This window comes from Aminobacter sp. BA135, from assembly GCF_050859125.1.
GTDB lineage: Bacteria > Pseudomonadota > Alphaproteobacteria > Rhizobiales > Rhizobiaceae > Aminobacter > Aminobacter ciceronei.
In genome coordinates this window covers 12,713-32,302 of record NZ_CP139574.1, presented here as the reverse complement: position 1 = coordinate 32,302, position 19,590 = coordinate 12,713, and the positions used below count along the sequence as shown (strand labels likewise).

15 protein-coding genes and 4 pseudogenes are annotated in these 19,590 nt (G+C 59.0%); 14 read left to right on the top strand and 5 right to left on the bottom strand.

The window, feature by feature from the left end; all coding sequences use genetic code 11:
* The first annotated feature begins 39 nt into the window (after window positions 1–39).
* Together repB and repC are read left to right on the top strand one after the other, a co-directional pair.
* Complete coding sequence (gene repB / locus SLT36_RS30725; RefSeq protein WP_432289479.1) at window positions 40–1,032, top strand: plasmid partitioning protein RepB; 993 nt, start codon at window positions 40–42, stop codon at window positions 1,030–1,032.
* A gap of 171 nt (window positions 1,033–1,203) precedes the next feature.
* Window positions 1,204–2,363 (top strand): annotated as a pseudogene (repC, locus tag SLT36_RS30720) (plasmid replication protein RepC).
* A gap of 47 nt (window positions 2,364–2,410) precedes the next feature.
* Here the strand turns inward: repC and SLT36_RS30715 are convergent.
* Both SLT36_RS30715 and SLT36_RS30710 read right to left on the bottom strand, forming a co-directional pair.
* A pseudogene (locus SLT36_RS30715) lies at window positions 2,411–3,567 on the bottom strand (ATP-binding protein).
* Between the two features lie 207 nt (window positions 3,568–3,774).
* Window positions 3,775–5,020, bottom strand: a pseudogene (locus SLT36_RS30710) (site-specific integrase).
* A gap of 116 nt (window positions 5,021–5,136) precedes the next feature.
* Here SLT36_RS30710 and SLT36_RS30705 point away from each other — a divergent pair.
* The 5 genes and pseudogenes from SLT36_RS30705 (at window position 5,137) to SLT36_RS30685 (ending at window position 7,801) form a co-directional block, all read left to right on the top strand.
* Window positions 5,137–5,430, top strand: coding sequence for a DUF1403 family protein (locus SLT36_RS30705; protein ID WP_432289477.1), 294 nt, complete (start codon window positions 5,137–5,139; stop codon window positions 5,428–5,430).
* Window positions 5,414–5,725: pseudogene (locus SLT36_RS30700) on the top strand (Tn3 family transposase); the annotation flags it as partial. The gene SLT36_RS30705 and the pseudogene SLT36_RS30700, both read left to right, overlap by 17 nt.
* A 134-nt stretch (window positions 5,726–5,859) precedes the next feature.
* Complete coding sequence (locus tag SLT36_RS30695) at window positions 5,860–7,179, top strand: type II toxin-antitoxin system HipA family toxin (RefSeq protein WP_432289475.1); 1,320 nt, start codon at window positions 5,860–5,862, stop codon at window positions 7,177–7,179.
* A gap of 2 nt (window positions 7,180–7,181) precedes the next feature.
* Window positions 7,182–7,487 (top strand): helix-turn-helix transcriptional regulator, encoded by a 306-nt coding sequence (locus SLT36_RS30690; RefSeq protein ID WP_286299438.1) that lies wholly within the window; start codon window positions 7,182–7,184, stop codon window positions 7,485–7,487.
* Entirely contained in the window at window positions 7,484–7,801 is a 318-nt protein-coding gene (locus SLT36_RS30685) for a poly-beta-hydroxybutyrate polymerase N-terminal domain-containing protein (RefSeq protein ID WP_432289664.1), read from the top strand. Before SLT36_RS30690 ends, SLT36_RS30685 begins: the two co-directional genes overlap by 4 nt.
* Window positions 7,802–7,865: 64 nt before the next feature.
* Here SLT36_RS30685 and SLT36_RS30680 read toward each other — a convergent pair whose 3' ends face one another.
* On the bottom strand, window positions 7,866–8,162 hold the full coding sequence (locus SLT36_RS30680) for a YgaP family membrane protein (RefSeq protein ID WP_432289473.1): 297 nt from the start codon (window positions 8,160–8,162) through the stop codon (window positions 7,866–7,868).
* Window positions 8,163–8,630: 468 nt separating this feature from the next.
* Between SLT36_RS30680 and SLT36_RS30675 the strand changes: the two genes are divergently transcribed.
* The 5 genes from SLT36_RS30675 (at window position 8,631) to SLT36_RS30655 (ending at window position 15,540) form a co-directional block, all read left to right on the top strand.
* Complete coding sequence (locus SLT36_RS30675) at window positions 8,631–8,885, top strand: helix-turn-helix domain-containing protein (protein WP_432289472.1); 255 nt, start codon at window positions 8,631–8,633, stop codon at window positions 8,883–8,885.
* The gene (locus SLT36_RS30670; RefSeq protein ID WP_432289470.1) at window positions 8,885–10,213 is read left to right on the top strand and encodes a type II toxin-antitoxin system HipA family toxin; all 1,329 of its coding nucleotides are present in this window, start codon (window positions 8,885–8,887) and stop codon (window positions 10,211–10,213) included. Before SLT36_RS30675 ends, SLT36_RS30670 begins: the two co-directional genes overlap by 1 nt.
* A gap of 220 nt (window positions 10,214–10,433) precedes the next feature.
* On the top strand, window positions 10,434–11,693 hold the full coding sequence (locus SLT36_RS30665) for a metallophosphoesterase family protein (protein WP_432289468.1): 1,260 nt from the start codon (window positions 10,434–10,436) through the stop codon (window positions 11,691–11,693).
* Complete coding sequence (locus SLT36_RS30660) at window positions 11,690–15,163, top strand: AAA family ATPase (protein WP_432289467.1); 3,474 nt, start codon at window positions 11,690–11,692, stop codon at window positions 15,161–15,163. Before SLT36_RS30665 ends, SLT36_RS30660 begins: the two co-directional genes overlap by 4 nt.
* Window positions 15,164–15,378: 215 nt before the next feature.
* Window positions 15,379–15,540, top strand: coding sequence for a hypothetical protein (locus tag SLT36_RS30655; RefSeq protein ID WP_432289465.1), 162 nt, complete (start codon window positions 15,379–15,381; stop codon window positions 15,538–15,540).
* Between the two features lie 758 nt (window positions 15,541–16,298).
* On the opposite strand, the gene SLT36_RS30650 is transcribed toward SLT36_RS30655, so the two are convergent.
* Together SLT36_RS30650 and SLT36_RS30645 are read right to left on the bottom strand one after the other, a co-directional pair.
* Window positions 16,299–16,643 (bottom strand): NIPSNAP family protein, encoded by a 345-nt coding sequence (locus SLT36_RS30650; RefSeq protein ID WP_432289464.1) that lies wholly within the window; start codon window positions 16,641–16,643, stop codon window positions 16,299–16,301.
* 27 nt (window positions 16,644–16,670) lie between these two features.
* Complete coding sequence (locus SLT36_RS30645; RefSeq protein ID WP_432289462.1) at window positions 16,671–17,753, bottom strand: LysR substrate-binding domain-containing protein; 1,083 nt, start codon at window positions 17,751–17,753, stop codon at window positions 16,671–16,673.
* A 92-nt stretch (window positions 17,754–17,845) separates the two neighbouring features.
* On the opposite strand from SLT36_RS30645, the gene SLT36_RS30640 reads away from it, so the two are divergent.
* Together SLT36_RS30640 and SLT36_RS30635 are read left to right on the top strand one after the other, a co-directional pair.
* Window positions 17,846–18,505: a hypothetical protein gene (locus SLT36_RS30640; RefSeq protein WP_432289461.1), complete on the top strand. Its 660-nt coding sequence runs from the start codon at window positions 17,846–17,848 to the stop codon at window positions 18,503–18,505.
* Complete coding sequence (locus SLT36_RS30635; protein WP_432289459.1) at window positions 18,502–19,581, top strand: fumarylacetoacetate hydrolase family protein; 1,080 nt, start codon at window positions 18,502–18,504, stop codon at window positions 19,579–19,581. Before SLT36_RS30640 ends, SLT36_RS30635 begins: the two co-directional genes overlap by 4 nt.
* Window positions 19,582–19,590: the final 9 nt, after the last annotated feature.

The window sequence follows — 19,590 nt, the reverse complement described above, 5'->3', positions numbered from 1 at the left end:
GTGAAATCAAACTGATGAGCTGGAGTTTCGGAGGCGGCAATGGCTAGAAAGCATCTTCTGGCAAGTGTGGCTGCGGCAATGGCTGGCGACAAGAGTGAAACGGCCCATTCGGCTTCGGAAGCTCGCTCGCAGTATGCAATGCGCGGCGCCTCTCGTTCCATGATCCAGTCATTGGACGAATTGGCCGAGAACTCGCTGCGGATGATTGATGGCGAAACGGTTGTATCGCTTGATCCGGCATTGCTTGATGGGTCGTTTGTTGCTGATCGCATTGGCGACAACGATGAAGAATACCAGCAGCTGCGCGATGCAATTCGGCGTTCGGGGCAATCGACTCCAATCCTGGTCCGGCCGCATCCTGATGACACACAGCGATACATGATCGTGTTCGGGCATCGTCGCGCGAAGGTTGCCAGGGATCTTGGCACGAGCGTGCGAGCGGTGGTGAAGCCATTGGCTGATATCGAGCATGTCCTCGCCCAAGGGCAGGAGAATACGGCCCGCGCCGATTTGTCGTTCATCGAAAAGGCTCTTTTCGCGCGAAAGCTTCTCGACAGCGGCATGACAAAGGATGTCGTCAAATCCGCCCTGACCATCGACGATACGCTACTCTCTCGTATGAGTTCGGTTGCAGAAACCGTTCCCGAGGCAATCCTCGAGGCAGTGGGTGCTGCAAAGGGCGTTGGGCGCGATCGGTGGGAAGAACTCAAGAAGATCGTGCAGGTCCCAGCCAATGCCGCTAAAGCCGTCGCGTTCGTTGCTACGGAGGAGTTTGCGACAGGAAATGCGAGCGATGAGGCCTTCAACGCCCTTCTGGGTTTCCTGAAGTCTCAGAGAGTACCCAAGAAAGCCAAGGTGTCCGCAGCGCCCAATGTCTGGGCCGCCGGCGACAAATCGGTTTGCGTGTCGGTGAAGAAGACACCGAAGAAGGCGTTGATTGCTGTTGAGGCCGCGGACGGCCCGCGCTTTGCTGATTTCATCACGGACCAGCTGGACAGCCTCTACGAGGCTTTCAGGCGGTCAGAAAAGTAGAAAACGGAGACATACCGCAAAAGAAAAAGGCCCCCAAAAACGTTGCCGTCGTGGAAGCCCTTCTCATAGCGTGAAGAACTAGAGAATCGCATTTCCCCGAATCAGTGTCAAGAGTCACGGCACCTAACTGGTGAGCAGATTTCTTTTGCCTCTTTGAAAGGCAGGGAAATTATGGACCCGCATATCTCGACGACGCCCTTTGGGCGGCGGTCGCTGTCGCTTGCCATGGTGGCAGGTCAGATGGCGGCCGACAGCTGCGCGCCTGGCGCCAGCTCCAACAAGTGGCAGGTGTTTCGTGCCGTCTGCGAGGCCAAGCAATTGCTTGGCGCCAGCGATCGCGCCCTTGCCGTTCTCAACGCGCTGCTGAGCTTCCATCCCGACACGGATCTCGTGGAAGGGGAGGGGCTGGTGGTGTTCCCGTCCAATGCCCAGCTGGCGCTGAGGGCGCATGGTATGGCGCCGGCGACGCTCAGGCGGCATCTGTCGGTGCTGGCTGGTCGACTGCGGCCTGGTGGTGCGCCGCGACAGCCCAATGGCAAGCGTTATGCCCGCAAGGGCTTTGACGGTGCGATCGAGCAGGCCTTTGGCTTCGACCTGACGCCGCTACTGGCCCGTGCGGAAGAATTCGAGCGCATGGCTGAGGCAGTGAGGGCTGAGCGGCGGGCGCTTCTGCTCGTCCGCGAGCGCATCACCATCCTGCGTCGTGACATCGCCAAGATGATTGCCTTCGGCCTCGAGGAGGGCATTGCGGCCGATTGGCAGCGCTTGCATCTCAGCTATCGCGAGATCGTGGCGGGTATTCCACGCACGGCGAGCCGGCTCGAGCTCGAACCGATTGCCGCCGAGCTGGCTGCGTTTGCCCAGGAGGTACGCAAGGCGCTGGAAACGCACATAAAATCTGAAGAAACAAGCGCCAATGAGTCTCATTCCGAGCGCCACATACAAAATTCAAATACATACCCCCATGAACTTGAACCCGGCTCGAAAAAGGCCAAGGACGGCCGCTGCGGTGAAACCGGAAACCAGGAGCCAGCCGCCACGGGTTATCCGCTTGGCATGGTGCTGCGTGCCTGCCCTGACATTGCCGATTACGCACGAAACGGAATTTCGGGCTGGGCGGATCTGGTGGAAACGGCAAATCTGGTGCGCGGCGCCCTCGGCGTCAGCCGGATGCGTGGAACCAGGCCTGCGAGGCGATGGGGGCGGTGGATGCCGCGATCATGGTGGCGGCGATGCTGCAGAAGGGCGAGGCCATTTCCAGCCCCGGCGGCTATCTGCGCAGCCTGACGGCGAAGGCACAGGCCGGAGAATTCTCGATCGGCCGGTGCTGATGGCGCTGCTGCGCGGCAGGGAGGGGCACAGGCCAAAGCGGGATAGATCAGTGCAGCTTTGCGAGCTCAGCTGCGACCACGGTCAACGGCATCGCCTCGACGTCGTGGGGCAGCGGATAGGTCTCCGTGCCGGGTAGATGAGGATGCGGCGGTCTGGCCTGATGTCTTCGGCTGCTAAATGGAAACCTTTCTCGACCTTCGGTGACAGGCTGCGTTTGATTTCGATCGCCCACACGGCTGCGCCTGGCAAGGTGAGAGGACGTCGATTTCGGCGCCGGCCGATGTGCGGTAGAAATTTATGTCAGTGCCTTCGGGAACTGCTGCCGACAGGGTCGATGACGAAACCTTCCCAACTGCCGCCGGCGACAGGATGACCCAGAAGCTGTTCCTGTGTGCCGAGACCCAGCAGTGCATGAGTGAGGCCGCTGTCGCGGACGTAGATCTTGGGCGATTTGACCAAACGTTTGGAAACATTGGAGTACCAGGGCTCGAGGCGGCGGACGAGCAGCAGATCGACAAGAAGGTCGAGATATGAAGCGACCGTCTTGCCATCGATGCCAGTGCCCGGGCAAATTCCGCGGCATTGAGCAAGCCAGATTGGTGGTGGGCGAGCATTGTCCAGAAGCGGCGCACGGTTTCAGCCGGAATGCGAGGCCCGAGCATAGGTATGTCGCGCTCCAGATAGAGCGGATGAAATCCTGTCGCCAGCGCAGGCTGGCTCGGTCATTAGGCGCAAGGAAGCTTTCAGGAAACCCCCACGCACCCAAAGAGAGGAAAGGTCCCGTGGGGCAACCTCCAGGCCATCGAACGGGTGCATTTCTAGATAGGCAATGCGGCCGGCAAGCGTCTCGCTCAATTGCTTCATCAGATCGATGGAGGCCGATCCGAGCAACAGGAAACGTCCGGTCCGCAAGCCAGCACGGCGACCGCGGTCGATAGGCCGCGCAGGTTCTGAAACAGCCCTGGGAGCCGGTGGACTTCGTCGAGGATGACGAGCTTGTCTTCATGTCTTGTGAGATAGAGTTCGGGCTCGATCAGCTTGGCGCGGTCGGCAACAGATTCGAGGTCCAGATAAATTGAAGGCCTCGTCTTGCCGATTTCCAGCGCAAGCGTGGTCTTGCCGACCTGCGGGGTCCCAGCAGCGCAACGGCCGATGACGTGTCGAGCATTTCGAGGACTTCAGGGTAATTCTGCGGACAATCATCCTTGTATTTATGGAGCATGGATCCATAAATGCAAGGTAAATCTCGCTAATAGCAGGGTGATGGAGTGCTGCAGAGGGAGCTCACAGCGGCTACTTGCGGGGTGGAGCTGAACTGCAGCGCAATAGGGGGGGATCGCTGATGCCTATGGTCATAACTGATATGGACGCTCGCGCCGCTTAAGCGGGCGAGGAGGGCCGTTCCCTCAATTAGAGTCCGCTTGCCTTGGTGAGGTTGACGCGGAAGCGGTCGCGGCGGCGCTGGTATTTGCGGGTCATTTCGGCACTGGCATGGCCAAGCTGCTTCTGCACGTAACGCTCCTCGACTTCGGCCGATGACGCAAGGCCAGCGCGCAGCGAATGGCCTGCAAAAAGCCTGGTCCGTTCGGCCTCGGTCAGGTCGCCGCGCACGCCGCGGCGAGGGCCGTGCGTTTGACCAGGCGGGCGACTTCCTGGTCGTTGAGCCGCTCAGTGCCGACCCCTTTTGCCCTGGCCGGTGATACGGCGAAACAATGGGCCATGGCCAATGCGGGCAAGGTTCAGCCATGTCTCCAAAGCCACGACAGGGCAGGTGATGTCGGCCGAACCGCGGCCAATTTCGACCTCGCGCCAGCCGGTCTTGCCGCGCAAGGTCACCAGGATGCCCTTGCCGGGAAAGATTTCGATCCAGCCGCGGCCGTCCTCGGTCTGGTCGCGGCTGCAGTCGAGGCCGACGATCTCGGAGCGGCGCAGCGCACCGGCAAAGCCGAGCAGCAGCATGGCGCGGTCGCGCAAGCCCACAACGTGCCGCGTTCGAGCGTCTCCAGCATGGCGATCAGATCTTCGGGCAGGATCGCTTCCTTCTGCCGGGGAGGGCGGGCGTGGGCATTGCGGATGCGCCCATGACGGTGGCGATGGCACGATGCTTCCGGTCGAGTTTTTCTGCCCCGCGCTGGGCATAGTTCCAGGCGAGCGAGGAGAGCCGTCTTTCGATGGTCGACACGGATTTTTTGTCGCCGCTGCCGGCGCCGGAGCGAGTGCGGTGATGTAGAGCCCGACGGTCTCGGGATCCGGCGGCATGGTGGCAAAACCCTGCGCCGGGCCCAGTCGGAAAAATGCTTCCAGTCGGCGGCATAGGCGCGGCGGGTGTTGGCGGAACTGGCCGCCTCGACATAACCGCGCGCACGCTCGGCCAGATCGCCGAGCTGCCCTGGAAGGCGACCTGCGGGCATGACTTCGGCAGGCAGGGCAGGGAGGGGTTTCCGTCACCCGTAACGATGACAGCTTCCGGCTCGCTCACCGCTTCTGCCTGCCTGCCCATTGCCATCACGACATCGACGATGTCGGGCAAATCGTCGACGGAAACCGCGTCAGCGGGGCCGTTTCCGGCCGGAACAGCGTTTTCCGACGTGCGCTCTCGTCGAGGAGAGTGCAGTTTGGTACGGTTTTCCGGATTTTGCTCGACGTTAGAGGCCATTTCGGCAGTAGGCCATCAAATGAATGATAAGGCAACATTATCGTTCATTTGATGTGGTCGACAGGCTGTGCGCTTTGTTGTGCCCTAGTTGATCAAAAGCGCACGTCCGATTCATCATGTCCCGCATGAGTCGAACCGACCCATCGCTCACCGCTTCGCCTCCGCCGCTGCGTGTGCCATCTTGGGCCTTGCCGGGCGGACCCGTCGAACACGCAACCGATGCCGTGTTCTTTGCCGGCGCAGCCTTGACGTCGCTCGGCACTTTGATGCGTTCAGAACCGCTCTGGGCTGGCGCCAGGCGCCGGCGGCTGACACTGAAATGCGCCTCCGCAGCCGTGCGCCTCGCCGGTCGCGCCGAAGATGAGAGCGCCCTGCCAGACGCTTGGTATCTGCGTGGTCGGGCTGATTGAACGGGTTGCATTCCTGCGGACGCTGGAGATCGACCTGAGTTTGCAGCTGCGTGTTCCCTCGGGACGGTGGGACCAGATGATTCGTGAGGGCAACGCCACGGCGGCCTGGCTGGCCAATGACTTCAACGCCAGTCGCCGGCACGCCTTGATCGTGGCGCAGATTATTAAGCTCGGCCAGAAGCTCACCGATGATGCCGTGACGATGTTCATCAAGCTGATGGGTCGGTTGTTTTCGCAAGCCAATAACCGGAAGAAGCAGTGGCACATGGATTGCAGGCCGGATACCGCGAAGGCACCCCTAGGACACAAAACGCTGTTTAGTCGGAGTGAAAAGTCTGACCTCCGATATGGGTTCTCCGATTATGATCCTTTTGATGGGTTGTTAGTTGGTATTATCACGATTATATAACCCATCATGAGGGTTGTTTCATGATCATCACGCTTCAGACGTTTGTGGGTGGCCGCTGGTTCGACGCTGCAGAGGTTTCTTTTGAGCAGCCCGACGCTGGTTTCCTCGCCGGAGCGACCGTCAGTTACGATGTCGATTACTTCGCTGAAAAAGGTGCGGTCGAATTCGCAGATGAACGCCCCGTCACGGACTTCCGGGCTGTCTCTTTCAAATATCCTTTAAGCTTGGCGGATAAGCGCACTCCGCGCTGGCCTCCATTCCTGCTTGACCTCCTCCCACAAGGCCATGCGCGTATCAGGCTCGCCAAGGCACTCGGACTTCCACCAGACAGCCGTGCCTCGGACCTACCGTTACTGATGCGATCCGGGGGCAGCACGATCGGCAATGTCAGGATCAAGGAAGCAGCCGAACAGGAAGCCAAACGACTCCAAGGTGTTGTTCGCACGGGGCTAGCCCTTGACGACATCCTCGATCGCACGGATCTGTTCGTGGAAGTCGTCGACAACCACGCCATGATCGCCTCCGGTTCTAGTGGCCTTCAAGGCGAGTGGCCAAAGGTTGCGCTGACGCTTGCTAAGGACGGACTGTACTATCCCGACCCTCTGGTGGCTGATGATGAGGCCGTCGAACACCTCATCGTCAAGCTTAAGCGCGGCGGCGACATTGACGGACTCATTCTTAAAACAGAGGCTGTTTACTCGCAGGTGGCCGCCCGCATTGGGCTGCATGTCCACGCACCATCGACAGCCGGAAACGGAACAATGATAATCTCCCGTTTCGACAGATACGTGGACGAACGTGGGCGCACAGCCAGGGTTGGTCAGGAGAGCATGACGTCCGCAGTCGGCGTTTCAGATTTCGGTCACATCGATGCTCACGAACGTTACGTGGAAATCGTGAAGGCCTATTCCGCGGATCCGCAGGCTGATGTGCTCGAGTATCTCAAACGAGATGCAACCAACCTAGCCATGGGAAATCCCGATAACCATGGCCGTAACACTGCAATGTCCAAATATTCCGACGGCGCAGCGAGGCTCTCTCCCCTTTACGACTTCGCCCCGATGAAGCTGGCGGATGACGTGATCGCACGCTCAACTAAATGGCGTTGCATGCAAGACAAAGGCTCCGATTACGCGCCTGATTGGTCGCGTGTATGCGACGCCGTCTCCGGTGACGGGGTTGAGGGAACGGCGCTGGCCGAAGGGCTCGTGGCCTTTGCCGACGCTCTTGAAGCTGCGCCAGCCATCGCGATCGAGGAAGGTGCGCTTGCTGAGGCAGTAGAGCAAGCAACAGTGAGGTGCAGCGACGTGGTTGAGGCATTGCGCCGGGCGGTGAGGTAGATATGGCGAGATTCAGCAGACCAAGCAAAGAAGAGGTCAGGGCACGTCGAAAGGCGCTCGGCGAAAAAGCAGCGGCGGGCCGTTTGCGGTTTCCGGATGACCTTAAGGAGATCCGCATGACCTTTGGAAAGTCTCAAGAGGAGTTTGCTGCCTTGATCGGACTGACCCGCCGACAGGTCGCTGAGATGGAAAACGGGAACGCTAACCCGACCTATGAGACGATTATGAGGGTTGGTCGCCTGTTCGGGTACGGGCTAGCCTTCGTGCCCGACCGCAGCGATGAAGCGGATGAAAACGTCCAAGGCTGACCCTTGGCATCTCCCCGGTCAGCCTATTCCAAGCTTGGCAGGACTGGACGGTCCTCCCCGGAAAGCATGCTGAGATCGCACTGAAGGCGATCGATAAGTGGAATCGCCTGGTGCTTCATCTCACCCATTGTACGCCTGGCAAAGCAGACAAGTTAGCCCATCTTCTGGACACGGACGTCGACTTCGGACTCACTAACGAGCCACAATGCTGGCATCGTTTCCGAACCGGAACATGCGGGAAGACAGGTCCGGCGTCTGAGGTACGGCAGGGACGCTGGGCAGCTTCCGCCGAAGCCAGTCCGCGTCCGTTCTGACGGTCGAGCATCGAGGTGCCGCGATTCGTTCAAGCCGGCTGCGGAACCTCTCCAGTCAGGCCACTCAGCCGCGCTGCGTAGAGCAGGTCGAAAGGCCGAGCATGCTGTAGAGCGGACACGTGCCGGCAAGGCCGGTTAGCAGCGGGACAAGGCCGAGCAGGCTCGCATAGCGCCAGTCGCTCGTCGGATAGATAAAAAGAAGCGACAGGACCACGAGCCCAACAACGATCCTGATGCCGCGGTCTAAAGGGCCGACGTTGCTGGTAAACATGAATGCCTCCTGCAGATGCGTTTGACGACCCGCATCCAAGCAGGACAGCGACGAACCAACCTTGATCGGGATCAAAAATCGCCGCAGCATCTTTCACTTCTCGAACACATATGTGCCGGGCGCCGAGCCGATCGCTCTGAAACCGTATTCCCCAACTTTGGCCGGAGGCGTGGAATGCCCATCGAGCCAATCGGTCCATTCCGGCCACCACGAGCCGGGCGTCTCCCCGGTGTTCGAGAGCCAGTCTTCCCAATCGGGATGGGCTTCGACGTGAGCCGCCACCGTATCTGGCACAACCCGAGTGGCGGCGTAACGCGAACCTTGTGGAAACTGGACTGGCAGCTTTCGGGAAGAGTTTTGGGTGCGGGCAGGCGTCGCCTAATCGCAGCCAATTATGCCAACTTGGCCTGCCCTGTGGGCGCGGCCCGACTCGGCATGAGTTATCCGCGTTTGCGTATATACTGTTTTTATACAATCTCGCGTATAGCATAGGATTAAGCGCATTCGCGTATATTGACGATATATACGCCATCGCGTATACAGGGCATGGAGGCTGCCTTGAACGAACAGATTGCCCGCACGGAAAAGCAACTCGGCGCCATCTTACGCCGCGTCCGCAAGCAGGCGCGACTGAGCCAGGGCGCACTGGGGGAACAAATCCATCTGCGGCAGGGCACGATTTCGCGACTCGAGGCTGGGGAACCCGCCGTCCAGTTGCGCACCGTAATGGAAGTATTGTCGGCCCTGAACCTGGAGATCGTCGTCCGGCCACGCAGCCAGGGCAGCGCCAGCGACATCGAGAACCTATTCTGATGGCACGGAAGCGAGCTCACGTCCCTCTCAATGCTTTCCTGAACGGTCGCCATGTCGGCGTTTTGCGCCGCGAGGCGACAGGCGCGATCGACTTTCAATATGGAAGAGACTGGCTGGACTGGGGTGGCACATTTCCCGTCTCACTGTCCCTGCCGCTGCGCGAAGACCGATACATAGGCACCGCGGTCATCAATGTATTCGACAATCTGCTGCCGGATGGCGACCATATCCGCAGGCGTGTCGCCGAGCGCGTCGGCGCCGACGGTACCGACGCTTTTAGTCTGCTGACCGCCCTCGGCCATGACTGTGTGGGCGCCTTGCAATTTCTGCCCGACGGCCTCGACCCCGGCGCTGCCGGTGGCACCGACGGAAAGCCGGTCAGTGACGACGACATCGCCGGTATCGTCAAGAACCTCCACGCAGCACCGCTCGGCATGGGCGAGGATGAAGATTTCCGCATCTCGATTGCTGGGGCACAGGAAAAGACAGCGCTGCTGCGCAAGGATGGACGGTGGTTCAAACCCACCGGCACCACTGCTACCAGCCACATTCTCAAACCGCAGATCGGCCAGCTCCCTAATGGTATCGATCTCTCCAACAGCGTGGAGAATGAGTATCTTTGTCTCAAGCTGCTGGATGCACTCGGTGTCCCATCCGCAAAAGTCGAGATCGCGGATTTTGGGGGACGTCGCACACTCATCGTTGAACGTTTTGACCGTCTTTGGACGAAGGATGGTCGATTGCTCCGGCTGCCTCAAGAAGACACCTGCCAGGCTCTATCGATCCCTCCCACCAAAAAATACCAGTCGGATGGTGGGCCTGGCATGCGGGAGATCATCAACCTGCTGAAAGGCAGCGACACGCCTGAAGCTGACGTCGCGACTTTCATGCGCGCCAGTATCATATTCTGGCTACTAGGAGCGACCGATGGTCACGCGAAGAACTTCAGCATCTTCCTAGGGCCCGGCGGACGGTTCCGCATGACACCGCTTTACGACGTCCTGACCGCACAGCCGAGCCTTGACCAGGGCCAAGTCTCCCGCAAGAAATTTAAGCTCGCAATGTCGGTCGGAAAAAACCATCACTACGCGATTCATGACATCGTGCCCCGTCATTTCATGCAGACGGCGGATCTCGCGGGTGTTGGTACCCCGACGATGAAGGCAATCTTCGAAGACATTCAGGCGAACGCTGAGCGTCAGGCACAAGCTGTCGTCAATTCACTGCCAGGCAATTTTCCTGATCAACTCATGACTTCAACCCTGGCAGCGATCAGCCACCGGGTCCGGCTCATCGCCGGTGCGATGGCTATGGCCTCACACAGTTGAACAACGCAATCTGCGATTGGATAGCTTCAGCCAATTTGCAGGCTGGGCCAGCGTTTATGGCACCACGTTGATATTCTTCCGCCCGGCCCTGCCTGAATTTTGACAAGCTGCTTTTCCAACGCAATAAGGAGCGTTGCGTCCACTCGCAGCGGAAGCTGTTCCGGTGCGCCACATCAATAGTCGCCGCAGACATGCTCGCCTTCTGTGGCTGGAGACCTGCATGGCGTTTCGATTTGTTCACACGGCCGATGTTCATCTCGACTCGCCGTTGCGTTCGCTGGCGCTGCGGAATGCCGAGCTTGCTGAGCTTGTTGGCGATGCGAGCCGGCAGGCCTTTGTCGCAATCGTCGACCTCTGCCTTTCGGAGCAGGTCGATGCACTCATTATCGCCGGCGATCTTTATGATGGCGACCAGACGTCGATGAAGACTGCACGCTTTCTGGCCACCCAGATGATGCGCCTTCATCAGGCCGGCGTCATGGTCTACAAGATCCGCGGCAATCATGACGCACTGTCGCGGATATCCAAGCAGCTCACCTTTCCTGAAACCGTGACCATATTTGGCGGCCGGGCTCAGACAGTGCTCCAGACAGCTGGTGGGCTTGACGTCGCCTTCCATGGCTTGAGCTTTGCCAGCTCAAAGGCGCCCGAGAGCCTTCTTCCCAAATATGCGGCTGCCCGGGAAAGTGTGGTCAATATCGGCATCATGCACACCAGCCTTGCCGGCTCTCCCGGCCACGATGTCTATGCTCCGTGCAGCGTAGCCGACTTGCAGCGGCATGGTTTCGATTATTGGGCGCTCGGCCATATCCATGTCCGCAAGGTCTATCCTGGGACAGCTACGATTGTGATGCCGGGAATGCCGCAGGGCAGGGACATCAACGAGGCAGGAGAAAAGTCGGTTACGCTGGTGACCGTCAGAGATGACCGTTCGATCGAGATCGAGGAGAGGGCGGTAGGCATTGCCCAGTTCGAGCGTGTGGACGTCGACTTGACGGAAACAGTGGAATGGGCGGAAGCCGTAGGGCGCATTCGGATTGCCTTGGAAAAGGTTAGAATGACTGTCAGGTCGCGTCATGCCGTGATCCGTCTGAGGCTTATGGGTTCCTCGCCACTGTCGTGGAGCATTATCCGCGACAGGGATCTGCTGCTGGCTGAGGCCGAACAGCTCGGTGAACACATTGACGATATCTGGGTGGAAAAGCTCGAACTTGAGCTGTCGGAGAACAGTTCTCAGACGTCTGAAGGCGCTGCCGACCCGATATTCGAGCTTGCCCAAACCATGGGCGCCGACATCAGGTCCCAAGCCTTTCGCGAGGAAGCGAAGGCGCTCGTGATAAGGACACTCGGAGACCTGCCACCCGACGCACGCGGTTTCGCGGGAAAGGATGAAACAGCGTTGGAGGAGTTTCTCGACCGGGTGCTTGCTGGTGGCGCCGAGCTGGTGACAGCCCGTCTCAAGGCAGGTGGCGCGCAATGAGGCTCAGGCGCCTTGATCTGGTCCGCTACGGCAAGTTCACCGACAAGACGATCGATTTCGGGCGAAGGCCGGAACAAGGGCCCGACCTTCATATCGTCTTCGGGCTCAACGAGGCCGGCAAGTCGACAGCACTGTCAGGCTATCTCGATCTCCTGTTCGGGATCGAGGAGCGCAGCCGTTACAATTTCCTGCATGAGTATGGCGCCATGCGTGTTGGCGGGGTGATCGAACTTTCTGGCGAGGAGCAGGTTTTCGCCCGCACCAAGCAGCGCAACAATTCGTTGTTCAATGAGGTCGGCCAACCGGTCAGCGAAGTTGCGCTTTCTGCTCATCTCGCAGGTCTTTCCCGGGATGCCTACACCACCATGTTCTCGCTCGATGACGAGACGCTGGAAGCCGGTGGGAGGGCGATACTGGAGTCGCGTGGAGATCTGGGCAAGCTGCTGTTTACGGCCAGTGCCGGACTTGGTCATGCCAGCGACATCCTTGGCGCTCTTGAGACGGATGCGGACAAAATCCACCGCAGGCAGGCACAGAACACCGAGATTGCGCTCCTCAAGAAGCGCCTTGCCGAACTGAAGGCCGCGCGCGAGGCGATAGACACACTCGCATCGACCTACGAGAGCCTGGAATCCGAGCGTAGTGACGCAAAGGAACAGTATGATCGCAGCGTGTCTGAACGCGCGGCCCTGACCGGACGGCTGGGGACTATTTCGAGGCTCCTGCACGCATTCCCAATGCTGAGAGAGCTAGAGCAGAAGAAAGCGCGTCTGGCAGAACTGCCGGACCTGGTCGAGCCTGCCCTGAAGTGGACGGGCAGCGTCGCAGAGATGATCGACCACGACGCAAGCCTCAGGACGAGGCAGTCCGCGATTGCTGACGAGCTCGAAAGAGTTCATGGCAGGATACGATCAATCCAGCTGGACGAACAAATCCTTGCTGTGTCGGAACGGGTGCACGCCATGGCAGACGCCAAGGCGCGTTACATTTCGGCTGGCCTCGACTTGCCGGCACGGAAAACCGAATTGCAGATCCTCGACAATGCGGTGGCGAGCTGCCTATCAGCCCTTGGCCGGTCGTTCGAAACAGATCCCGAAAAGTTGCTTGTACCTGCGGCGATTGTGGGGGCGCTGCGCCACCTGCTCGAACAGCGATCGGGCGTCGCAACCAGTCTGCGTGTCGCACGCGATGAGGCCACGGCCTCATTCGACGCCCTACAGGCCGCACGGGAGCGTGTTGGCGAGGAGCCGGCCGTGCCAGCTCCAGCCAGGGCGCGGGTGATGGCGTCGCTTTCGAAGGCCAGGGAAAGCGGCCACCTTCGCGAAATCCGGGCGGCGCGCGATATCGAGGATGAAAACGCCGCCTTGTGCGAGGCCGCATTGCGCCGCCTGTATCCATGGGAGGGGGACGCTCGGTCACTGTCTGCGGTCTCCGTTCCGAGCACTTCACAAGTCAACGCGTGGAAAGGGCGTTTGGCCGAGCTTGCCAAGGCGAAGGCCGTGCTTGCCACGCGTATTGCCGAGCATGAAGACCTGAAAGCATTGCTATTGGGTCGGCTTGACGCCTTCCGTTCCTCCGCAGACGTTCCGGATGACGAGACGGCCGCAGCGATCCGTCGCGATCGCGACGAGGCCTGGCAAAGGCACAGGAGCGAGTTGGTTGGTGAAACGGCCGATCAGTTTGCTTTGGCTCTTGCACGCGACGACGCTGCTGGGGTTGGCCGACTGACCAATGCGCAAGTACTTGCTGAATTGCGCGCAGCGAGGCAACGACTCGCTGAAACCGAGGCTGTCCTTACCCGAGCGCATGCTGCCATTGACGCGAACCGCCTTGATAGTGAAGCGTTGCTGGCAGAGGTGGTGGCTGCAGCAAGCGATCTGCTTCCCCACAAGCCGGACGTCCCAGCCGAGCGTCTGATAGAACAAGTCGAGGATCACGCTGCAGCTCGCAAGGACGCTCTCGAGGCCTGGTCGAAGATCGACCTCGCCCGCAAGAGGGCCGAGCGTGCGAGTGATGAAGGAGCGGTCACATTGCTTGCGCTGGCTGGGGCGCTGGAGAGCGTCGGCATCGCCCCGAACGCCGGAGACAGTCTGGAGACGGCAATGGCCGTAGCCGACCAGTTCTTGGCGCGCCAAACCAGGATCGATGCCGAGCGGGCCGAAGCGTTCCGGACAGTAGCTGCCAAGGAAGAGGAGCTAGCAAACCGACGGCGCGCAGTCGAACTGGCGGAACGGCACGAGCAGGAGTGGCTTCTTGCCGTTGCCGAGACGATCAGGGGGACATGGCTCGAGGGTAGCGTTTCGGTACCGGGTCTTGGAAGCGTCCTCGACCAGTTGGCTCTTCTATCTAGATCTCTTCAGGATCGCGAGGCATTGCAACTGCGCATCGACAAGATGCAAGCAGACCGGGATAGATTCGTCGTTGAGGTCGCAGCTGCTGCAGTTGAAGTGAATCATGGTGTCGATGATGACGATCCGGCGCAGCTCGTGGTGGCCTTTCAACAGCGCCTGGAGCTCGCCGATCGTGCAAGGGAGAACAAGGCGAGCCTCCTCATCGAATTGGAGCGTTTGAAAGATGTCAAGGAAAGCCTCGAGCAAGAGGCTGTAGCCCACGACCAAAACAAGAGCGAAGTGCTTGAGATCTTCGCCGTTGATACGCTCGCAGAAGTTATCGAGCGTGAGGAACAGCTGCGCGAGCGGGACCGCTTGGGTCGTCAGGTGATCGAACTCAAGGAGAAGCTCTGCATCGAGCTCGGAGTTGAAAACACAGTTCAGGCAATGGCGGCCATGGAGGGCCTAACCTTAGATTCCCTGGAGGTCGAAAAGGCTGAAATTGAGCGGCGGCTTGCTGATTTCGACGAATTCATCCAGGCGCAGCTCGTTCGGTTGACGCGGGCGGCCGACAGGCTGGAGGCTATCGGTGGAGACAGTGCGGTTGCTCGTATCGATGCCGAACGCCGGACCATGCTACTCGACATCGAAGAAAAGGCAGTCAGGTTCATCGAACTGAAACTGGGTATTATGGCTGCGGCAAACGCGCTGCGCCTTTACCGGGAACGTCATCGCTCGAGCATGATGGCACGCGCCTCTGATGCCTTTACGCTGATGACGAGAGGACAATACACCGGCCTGACGACCCAACCCGTCAAAGGTGGGGAAGTCCTAATTGCCATGCAACGTGACGGGCAATCCAAGGTGGCCGACGCACTCTCGAAGGGCGCTCGCTTTCAACTCTATCTCGCGCTGAGACTGGCTGGTTATTACGAGTTCGGGCAAGTTCGCTCCTCAGTACCGTTCATTGCTGACGACATCATGGAAACTTTTGACCACGTCAGGTCGGAGGAAGTGTTCAGGCTGTTTGGCGAAATGGCCAAAACCGGCCAGGTAATATACCTCACGCACCATCGACACCTGTGCGAGATTGCGCGCGAGGTTGTTCCAGGCGTGAGAATCCATGTACTCGCATCGTGACGGAGAGCTACCGACAGCCTTTGTCGAACTATGAGATAATGTCTGCCGGCGCCAAGATCGCATCGGCAAATTGACCGCTCGTCGGAGGTGATCAGTCCCGGTTCTCGCTCCGCTGCGCTATGCTGAACCTCCTTAGGTCACCTTGTTGACCGATCGAGCCGGGCGCGAATTTGCTTCGACATCGCCCCGGCATGTCAGTCCTGGCGGACGTGCCGATGTCGGCGCCTTATGCGCTGCTCTTTTTTGAACAGGTTGTCCGCTGCTGCCCAGCGTTCGAGCGCTCGAAGGAATTCGCTCTTGGTGCAGATATTGTTGTTCATATTTTGCCGCGTATCGACTGCCGTGGGCTGCAGTATATTCCTAAACTCTTATATTGACGGGACCTTCCCAGATTCCTAAAGCAAATTCCGTTGGGAAGCAGAAGGGGTCTAGAACATTGAAGCAGGGGCGTAGAAAGCGTGGTCGTCCTGCGATTGGTACGGAAGCGGTCCATCTCAGATTTTCGGCTGATGTGCTGGATGCAATCGATGCGTACCGGAACGAGTATCTTCCGAACGTCAGTCGGCAAGAGGCCGTACGTGAATTACTCAAGAGCCATCCATGTCTGAGAGCCTTTCTCACTTCGAGTAGCGCGTTTGAGACGGTCGGCACCCCATAAGCACGGCGGTGTGCCCAACAGGACTTACAGCGCTCTAATATCCGCCGGCAGGCTTTAGCGAAGAACGAGTGACTTGCGTTCTACTGAACCGGATGTCGCGAAATCACTCGTGCGGCTCAAGGGTCCCGGTGACCAAGGTGTCCAAGTCCTTTTAGTTGCTGGCCGAAGCCATAACGGCGTGAAGAGAAGCGCACATTGCCCAGCCACTTCATTGGAGCTCATCCGTTGGCGCCCGTTTTCCGTTCTCCGTCCAACGGGCTATTCCTTCGAGTTGTTTGATATCTGGTGCGTCGGTGGTTGTTCGTTTAGTTGCGAATATGCCGCCTCGACGGAGATTTGCCTCGTGTCGGCTTTGCCGATCCAAGTTTGCCTCGACACCGCGCGCCACCCAAAACCTTGACAGGGTAAGGTTAGGGCGGAAAAGCACCTCGCGAGACGGCATACAGATAGTCTCTGAATGGCGCTTGCGCATGCCGATCATTCGGGCGCTGCAAAGGCGGTCGCTGTGCCATGCAAAGCTGGTTTGAGGATCGAGTTGCTGATCTTGGCGACCAGTGGACCAGCGGGCTCGCTGAGCTTCCTTGCCAACTGCCACCGCGGATCCGTAGCAAAGACGGGCCATTTCGCCTCTCGGTCGGCGAGGTCTTTCCAAGCTAGCATGTAGTGGAGAGATTGGTCGTTATCGCCGATCGCCGTTGTCCAGAAACCGAGTGACCGGATACCCAACTCCTTCCAGATCGGCAACGCATGATCCTCGAAACGCTTGAGAACCAGGGGTAGCTTTCCCGGCACGCATTCGTAGTAGCGTAGTTCATATATCATTGCGTGTCTCCAGATCTGGATGTCAGTCTACTGAGTCGCCCTTGCGGCCTGCCTATGCGGGTGCAGGGCGGCGACAATTGGAGGCAATTGTTCGGTGATGTGGTCAAGCAATGCTCGAACGGCTGGCAGCACACCCTGCTTAGATGGCAGCAAGGCGCTGACCATGGTCGCACCCGCAGTCCATTCGGGCAGTATATGTATGAGTTCGCCTGTCCTGATGTCATCGCCGCAGACAGATGCTGGCAACGCGGCGATGCCAGCGCCAGCGCGGGCTGCCGCAGCGACAGCAAAAATGTCGTTGCTGGCAAGGCGGGGCGTAAGGCATTGACATGATTGCCGATTGGTCGAGGTTTCGGTCAGGTCCCACCTAATCTGGGTAGACGTCTCGGATGTTGCGAGCATTTGGTGTGACATAAGATCGTCGGGACCGGTCGGCGATTTCGAATGTGCAATATATTCACGGCTGGCAACCAGATGCCGTGGCTCGATCAGCAGCCGACGCTGGATCATGGTTGAGTCATCGAGCGTATCTTCATGAGACAGAATGAACAGGTCCGACATCCGGTTGATGATATCCGCAGGCCGATTCAGCACTTCCTGCTTGACGTGGGTGTTTGGAAAATTACGCAGGAACGCTGGCATGATTTGCGCAAAGCAAAGGCGCGAAACTGTAGGGGAGCTCGACAGCCGGATCGTGCCCGTCTGGTCGACGAGCCTGCGCTTGACGGCCGTCTCAGCCGCTCGTGCTTCCAGCATCATTTTACGAGCGTGCTCGTAGAATTCGCTGCCTAATTCGGTAACGAGGAAGCTGCGCGGGGTTCTCTGGATCAGCCTTGCCCCCAATCGCGCCTCTAGCTCAGCGATCCGCCTGCTGAGCTTCGACTTCGGCAGGCCGAGCACTTTGCTGGCGGCAGTGATCCCACTATTTTCCACGACTTGGGCAAAGTAGTAGTAGTCATTGAAATTAATCAATGATTTCTCCCATTCCGGATTATTGGCCGGCCAGTGGTACCTCATTTCATCGAGGTTCTTGGCGCCTTGCAACCTCTGCCGCTGCAGTGCGGTTCTTATCGCCATGCAAAAAATGGCAGAAAATTTCGCAATAAGCAATTATTATTGTCATACGTTTTTGTTTGCAAAAATGATGACGTGGTGGTCAAAATCGAAACATTAAGTTCCGATTTTGCAGTCTGGTGGCTCGCATGGGCAGGTGGGACGGTAGCGATGAGAGGCGCGGCGGCGGCAAGCAATCGATAGAGCCCCCGCTGGCGCAAGGTCGCTTCATCTCGGCAAACGCAATGAAGGAAAAAATGTCCAGCCCTCATCCAGACCAGAATATTGACCATGTGCGCTTCTACCGCGCGCCGGACGACAACAGGACGATCGCTATCTACATCGGCGGCCACTTCAGCGCGTTCGACAGGTTCCCGCCATTCATGGAAACCGAGGATGAAATCCGTCATGTCCAGGAAGCCTACAAGGTGGCGGACCCGACACTCGAACGCACCACGAAAGCCCATGTGACGGACAATGGCTGGCCGTTGCAGATCATCATGCTCGAGCGCCAGAAGGGAGCGATCACCCTTCCTCACTATCACGTACCGAATGAGCCACTCCCCCCGCTGCCTACCAGACACCAGATTCTCATGTGTCAGAGCGGACGCGCTCGGGTCGGCATCTTCACACGGCAAGGCGTGTCCTTGGGTGACGTCTTTCTCGAACCCAACGACCTTTTGTTGATGGCCGAAGGCCACGAGGTCGAGTTCCTTGAGCCAAGAACGCGTCTGATCGAGATCAAGCAGGGACCTTTCCCCGGCACCGACGCCGACGACAAGGTTGATATTGCGCAGGTGACACAATGAAGATTGCAACATTCCGAATTGATGGCCCGCTTGGCCCGGTCGACAGGTTCGGCATCGTCCGGGTCGATGCTGCCAACAGCGGTCCAATCGCGGCCGCCAGGGATGGCAAGGGCTGGATCGTCGACGTCAATGCGGCCTACGCGGCGTTCTCGGCGGCCAAGGGCAAACCGAGCCCCTCTTTGCGCGCCGACGCTTTCGCTCCAGCCGATCTCCATGCCGTAGCGCTCCTATATGGGCCCACCCTTGATCCGGTTCGTGAAATCGAGGACTGGCTTGTGGCTGAGTGGGATGATATCGCCGCAACCAAACTGCGCGGACCGAAGGGCGAAGCGCTCGCGCATCGGCTTGCGGATGTAAGGCTTATGCCGCCGATCAAGGTGCCGGTTTTGCGCGACTTCGCCGCCTTCGAAGACCATCTCTTGTCGACCTTCGGCAAGATGGGCCTGAAGCTGCCCCCGGAATGGTATGAACGTCCCTTTGCCTTCAAGGCCAATCCAACCTCGATTGTCGGCCACGATCACGACGTCCAGTGGCCCGAATATACCAAGAAGCTGGATTTCGAACTCGAGATTGCTGCTGTGGTGGGACTGTCGGCGCGGAACGTCGATGCGGCCGAGGCTGGTAAGCACATCCTTGGGTACACGCTGCTCAACGACTTTTCGGCGCGGGACACCCAACGAGGCGAGATGGCCAACAATACCGGTCCGTTCAAGGGCAAGGACTTTGCCTGGGGGCTCGGGCCTTGGATTGTAACGCCTGATGAAATGCCAGACGTTCTCAACACGCCGATGCGCGTGCTGGTCAATGGCGAGGTCTGGGCTGAATCGACGCCCGGCGAAATGCAGTGGAGTTTCGAGGAGATGATCTCCTACACCTCGCAGGACGAGACGGTGAATGTTGGTGACGTGATCGGTTCCGGCACGGTCAATCATGGCTGCGGTTTCGAACTCGAGCGGTGGATTTCGACCGGTGATGTCGTCGAACTCGAAGCTGCCGGCCTGGGCGTCCTGCGCAACCGCATCACGCCGCCCCGCTCGCAGAAGGTCAACTGGCGCAGCATCCGCACCGCAGCCTGACAACGAAAC

What these genes read in the sequence shown, in the direction of transcription:
- repB (WP_432289479.1), top strand. Translation starts at nt 40, where the DNA reads ATGGCTAGAAAGCATCTTCTGGCAAGTGTGGCTGCGGCAATGGCTGGC.
- SLT36_RS30705 (WP_432289477.1), top strand. Translation starts at nt 5,137, where the DNA reads ATGTCCCGCATGAGTCGAACCGACCCATCGCTCACCGCTTCGCCTCCG.
- SLT36_RS30695 (WP_432289475.1), top strand. Translation starts at nt 5,860, where the DNA reads ATGATCATCACGCTTCAGACGTTTGTGGGTGGCCGCTGGTTCGACGCT.
- SLT36_RS30690 (WP_286299438.1), top strand. Translation starts at nt 7,182, where the DNA reads ATGGCGAGATTCAGCAGACCAAGCAAAGAAGAGGTCAGGGCACGTCGA.
- SLT36_RS30680 (WP_432289473.1), bottom strand. Translation starts at nt 8,162, where the DNA reads ATGCTGCGGCGATTTTTGATCCCGATCAAGGTTGGTTCGTCGCTGTCC.
- SLT36_RS30670 (WP_432289470.1), top strand. Translation starts at nt 8,885, where the DNA reads ATGGCACGGAAGCGAGCTCACGTCCCTCTCAATGCTTTCCTGAACGGT.
- SLT36_RS30665 (WP_432289468.1), top strand. Translation starts at nt 10,434, where the DNA reads ATGGCGTTTCGATTTGTTCACACGGCCGATGTTCATCTCGACTCGCCG.
- SLT36_RS30660 (WP_432289467.1), top strand. Translation starts at nt 11,690, where the DNA reads ATGAGGCTCAGGCGCCTTGATCTGGTCCGCTACGGCAAGTTCACCGAC.
- SLT36_RS30655 (WP_432289465.1), top strand. Translation starts at nt 15,379, where the DNA reads ATGTCGGCGCCTTATGCGCTGCTCTTTTTTGAACAGGTTGTCCGCTGC.
- SLT36_RS30650 (WP_432289464.1), bottom strand. Translation starts at nt 16,643, where the DNA reads ATGATATATGAACTACGCTACTACGAATGCGTGCCGGGAAAGCTACCC.
- SLT36_RS30640 (WP_432289461.1), top strand. Translation starts at nt 17,846, where the DNA reads ATGGGCAGGTGGGACGGTAGCGATGAGAGGCGCGGCGGCGGCAAGCAA.
- SLT36_RS30635 (WP_432289459.1), top strand. Translation starts at nt 18,502, where the DNA reads ATGAAGATTGCAACATTCCGAATTGATGGCCCGCTTGGCCCGGTCGAC.